Raw genomic sequence first — 4,083 nt, 5'->3', positions numbered from 1 at the left:
GTCATGGCGACCTGGCTGCGCGAGGCGTCGGTATACAGCGCAATGTCGTCGTCGTTCACCGTGTTGGCGGGGTACAGACCCATCACCGCATTGGCCGTGACCCAGCGGCCGTCGATGATTTTTTGGAGCATGGCCTGGCCGTCGGCATACACCTTGCGCGCCTGCTCGCCTACGATCTCATCATCCAGGATGGCGGGGAAAGGTCCGGCCAAATCCCAGGTCTGGAAGAAGGGGCCCCAGTCGATGTATTGCGCGATCTCGGCCAGGTCGAAGTTTTTGAACACGCGCCGGCCAATGAACTTCGGGGGAGTGGGCACGCCCTGAGACCAGTCCATCGGCGTCTTGTTGGCGCGGGCCTGCGCCAGCGTCCACATGGGGGTTTGTTTTTTGTTGGCGTGCTGCTCGCGCACCTTGTCATAATCGTTGTTCAAGTCGGCGATGAACTTGGCGGCTTGCTCAGACAACAAGCCTTGCGCAACACCCACACTGCGCGAAGCGTCGGGCACATAGACCACCGGGCCGCTGTAGTGGGGCGAAATTTTGACGGCGGTGTGCACGCGGCTGCAGGTCGCCCCGCCAATCAACAGCGGCATTTGGCGGTCACGGAAATAAGCGTCTTTTTCCATCTCGGCGGCCACGTACTGCATCTCTTCCAAGCTGGGTGTGATCAGGCCCGACAGGCCAATGATGTCGGCGTTCTCTGCTTTGGCCTTGGCCAAAATTTCGTGGCAGGGCACCATCACGCCCATGTTGACCACCTCAAAGTTGTTGCACTGCAAAACCACCGTCACGATGTTTTTGCCGATGTCGTGCACATCGCCCTTGACGGTGGCGATCACGATCTTGCCCTTGGCTTTGACGTCTTGGCCCGCCGCTTCTTGTGCGAGTTTTTCGGCCTCGATGTAGGGCAGCAAATGCGCCACGGCCTGCTTCATCACGCGGGCACTCTTGACCACCTGCGGCAAGAACATCTTGCCCTGGCCAAACAAATCGCCCACCACGTTCATGCCGTCCATCAAGGGGCCTTCGATCACATGCAGCGGGCGTCCGCCCTTGGCCAGAATCTCTTGGTAGGCCTCTTCGGTGTCGTCGCTGATAAAGTCGGTGATGCCGTGCACCAGAGAATGGCTCAGGCGCTGCGCCACGCGCACAGGCGCATCGGGCGTGCCGCGCCAAGCCAGCTTTTGGCTGTCGTCTTTGGCCGCGCCCTTGGCGGTTTCGGCCACTTCGATCAGGCGCTCGCCTGGGGTCAAGCGCGCTTCGCCTTCTTTGTATTGGGGCACGCGGTTCAGCACCACGTCTTCGACCCGCTCGCGCAGTGTGGGCTCCAGGTCGTCGTACACTCCCATCATGCCGGCGTTGACGATGCCCATGTCCATGCCGGCCTTGATGGCGTGGTACAGAAACACGGTGTGGATCGCCTCGCGCACCGGGTCGTTGCCCCGGAATGAAAAACTCACGTTGGACACGCCGCCCGAGACCTTGGCACCGGGCAGGTTCTGCTTGATCCAGCGCGTGGCGTTGATGAAGTCCACCGCGTAGTTGTCGTGCTCTTCGATGCCAGTGGCGATGGCAAAAATATTGGGGTCAAAAATGATGTCTTCCGGCGGGAAGCCCACCTCGTCCACCAACACGCGGTAAGCGCGCTCGCAAATCTCGACCTTGCGTGCGTAGGTGTCGGCTTGGCCTTTTTCGTCAAACGCCATCACCACCGCAGCGGCGCCGTAGCGCTTGACCAACTTGGCTTGGCGTTTGAACTCGTCCAAGCCTTCTTTCATGCTGATGGAATTGACAATGCCCTTGCCCTGGATGCAGCGCAGACCGGCTTCGATCACCGACCATTTGCTGGAGTCCACCATCACCGGCACGCGGGCGATGTCGGGCTCTCCGGCCATCAGGTTCAAGAAGCGCACCATGGCCGCTTGGCTGTCGAGCATGGCTTCGTCCATGTTCACATCAATGACCTGTGCGCCGTTTTCGACCTGCTGACGCGCCACGGCCAAGGCCTGCTCGTACTGGCCGTTCAGGATCATGCGGGCAAAGGCCTTGGAGCCGGTCACGTTGGTGCGTTCGCCCACGTTGACGAACAGCGACCCGGTGCCGATGGAGACAGGCTCCAGACCGGACAACTTCATGGGGGGAACAGACACGATTTCAGACGCGACAACGGACACGGGCTCACCTTGGAATTGAAGGTGAGCGTCGTTGTGCAAAATCATTCAGACATTGAACGGCCCCAAGCCTGACCTGCTGCACCTTAACGGCGGCGGGCTGCAACGCTCCTTGGGAAGGCTTTATTTTACGCGCTCAACTAAGTTGCCAGATCGTCACACCGAAGGCCATGACCAACATGGCAAAAGATAACAACCAGATCCCTAACCCTTTGATTTGTATAGAGAATATCTCTTTTCTATGGTTGTTATTTGTCGTTTCATATAACAAAGCAACCCTGACAACATCGAGATTTTTTCAGTGTGCTTGCGCAAATTCCAAAATTTGCTGATCGCTGGCAGCAGGCACAATTTCCACATGCGCTGCGGCCAAGTCTTCGCGGATTTCTTCAAACGCGAGGTAAGCACGCGTATTCAACAACGGGGCAGTTACCGGAAAAAGGACACGTTCTGGCAGCGCCTGGCGCTTGCGCAAGCGGCGAATCTTATCGACCCATTGGCCTCCGTGGGTGATGATTTTAGTGGTGTCGTTCTGAGCCAAATACAAAGGCTTGATGACCCGATCTGCGTGTCCTTCGGCCATGCGAACAAAAGGAAAGTTCACGGCAAAGTCTGCATCGCCCAGTTTTTCTGGACGGTAGTTATCAGCCACCTTGGCACGAATGAGCAGCTTGCGGATGCTGCCTTCGAGTAAACGCTCTTGATACTCTTTGGTAACAAAATTGCGCTCAACGTAATAGTCATAAAGCGCATTAAGTTTGGCCTTGGGGTCATCTGCCAGAACAACTCGGCGCTCATCAAACTGAAGAATCGCCTCGCGATGACGCACCAACTCGGCAAACAGATCAACGGCCAAGCGCACATCGGGTACGGTCTTGCGACCATCCAACGCCAGTTTGCGTAACTGGGCTGCAAAGCGCTCCAACTCTTCTTTGAACAACCCCCGACCGTTGATGTAAACCTTTTTATCTAGTTCTTTGAAAAACTGGGTAATCCGGCCGTAACGAGTCAACAGTCTGAACCCAAAAAAGCGGGCTTCGGGTGCCAGCAAAACAATACCGACGTTCGCAAACTCACCCGTCTCCGCAAACGGGCGGAAACGCAGCAAAGCGTATTGGCAAGCAAACTTGGTCATTGGCAGTCCCAGAATTGAGGTTGGCGGGCGCGGAGCAAAACAACTTCAATCTCATCCCAAGTGACATCGGCTAGGACACCCTCGTCCAGCCACCACCAGGAATCTGGAATGCTATCACGCAGCCCAGACAAGTTCTGGAGGCATCCCTCTATTCGGCTCATATAGTGTTGTCTCAGATCCAGGTCACCAAACACCCGGTTCCAATGGTCACGGAACACATGCCCAGCCAAGAAGTCATCTGGCTTGAAATCCCGATCAAAAGCAAGATTGTGGTCAATGACCTTCAATTCGTTCGCACGCACTTCCCACAAGAGATTGACGTTGCCGCCCAGAGGGGTGAGCTTGCGATCGTCGTTGCGAACCCACCAGTCAAACACCAAAACATCCATGGCCAAATCGTCGAAGACCCTATCCGACATGCTGATGCTGAACTCTTGCGCATGCGGCAATTGGCAAGATGCAAAACTCAAGCCGGCACCCAACTCACGAATATCTGCACGTACCTTGGCATCGATCAATGCTTGGGGCACATCGGCCAAGGCGTAATCCGCAATGGGCAAGCCAAACGCCGTCGCTAACTGGGCACACACCCACTCAGCCACCTGACTGCGGCGGTTAGCACCAATGCCTTTGACGTAATAAATCAGGCCATCTTCGCCACGACAAATGAACGGCTCGGTTGCGCCTTGATGGGCACGACCAATCACTTCTTCGATAACGACAACAGGCTGATTCATGGTCATTGCGACATCTTATCGATCAATGTGGCTGTTGTTC

The 4,083-nt window shown here is 56.3% G+C and carries 3 protein-coding genes and 1 riboswitch; all 3 genes read right to left on the bottom strand.

What is annotated here, in order from left to right; translation table 11 throughout:
- On the bottom strand, positions 1-2,135 hold a 2,135-nt coding region (locus ACIQ47_RS14995; protein ID WP_396438857.1), incomplete at its 3' end, for a dihydropteroate synthase.
- A 55-nt stretch (positions 2,136-2,190) separates the two neighbouring features.
- Positions 2,191-2,291, bottom strand: a riboswitch (S-adenosyl-L-homocysteine riboswitch).
- 178 nt (positions 2,292-2,469) lie between these two features.
- Positions 2,470-3,306 carry a DUF3037 domain-containing protein gene (locus tag ACIQ47_RS14990; protein WP_396438856.1) on the bottom strand — a complete coding sequence of 279 codons (837 nt, stop codon included), beginning with the start codon at positions 3,304-3,306 and terminating at the stop codon, positions 2,470-2,472.
- The gene (locus ACIQ47_RS14985; protein WP_396438855.1) at positions 3,303-4,043 is read right to left on the bottom strand and encodes a HipA family kinase; all 741 of its coding nucleotides are present in this window, start codon (positions 4,041-4,043) and stop codon (positions 3,303-3,305) included. Before ACIQ47_RS14985 ends, ACIQ47_RS14990 begins: the two co-directional genes overlap by 4 nt.
- Positions 4,044-4,083 lie beyond the last annotated feature (40 nt).

The organism is Limnohabitans sp. (assembly GCF_044373035.1).
GTDB lineage: Bacteria > Pseudomonadota > Gammaproteobacteria > Burkholderiales > Burkholderiaceae_C > Limnohabitans_A.
This window is presented reverse-complemented; position numbering and strand designations above follow the sequence as displayed.

What these genes read in the sequence shown, in the direction of transcription:
- ACIQ47_RS14990 (WP_396438856.1), bottom strand. Translation starts at nt 3,306, where the DNA reads ATGACCAAGTTTGCTTGCCAATACGCTTTGCTGCGTTTCCGCCCGTTT.
- ACIQ47_RS14985 (WP_396438855.1), bottom strand. Translation starts at nt 4,043, where the DNA reads ATGAATCAGCCTGTTGTCGTTATCGAAGAAGTGATTGGTCGTGCCCAT.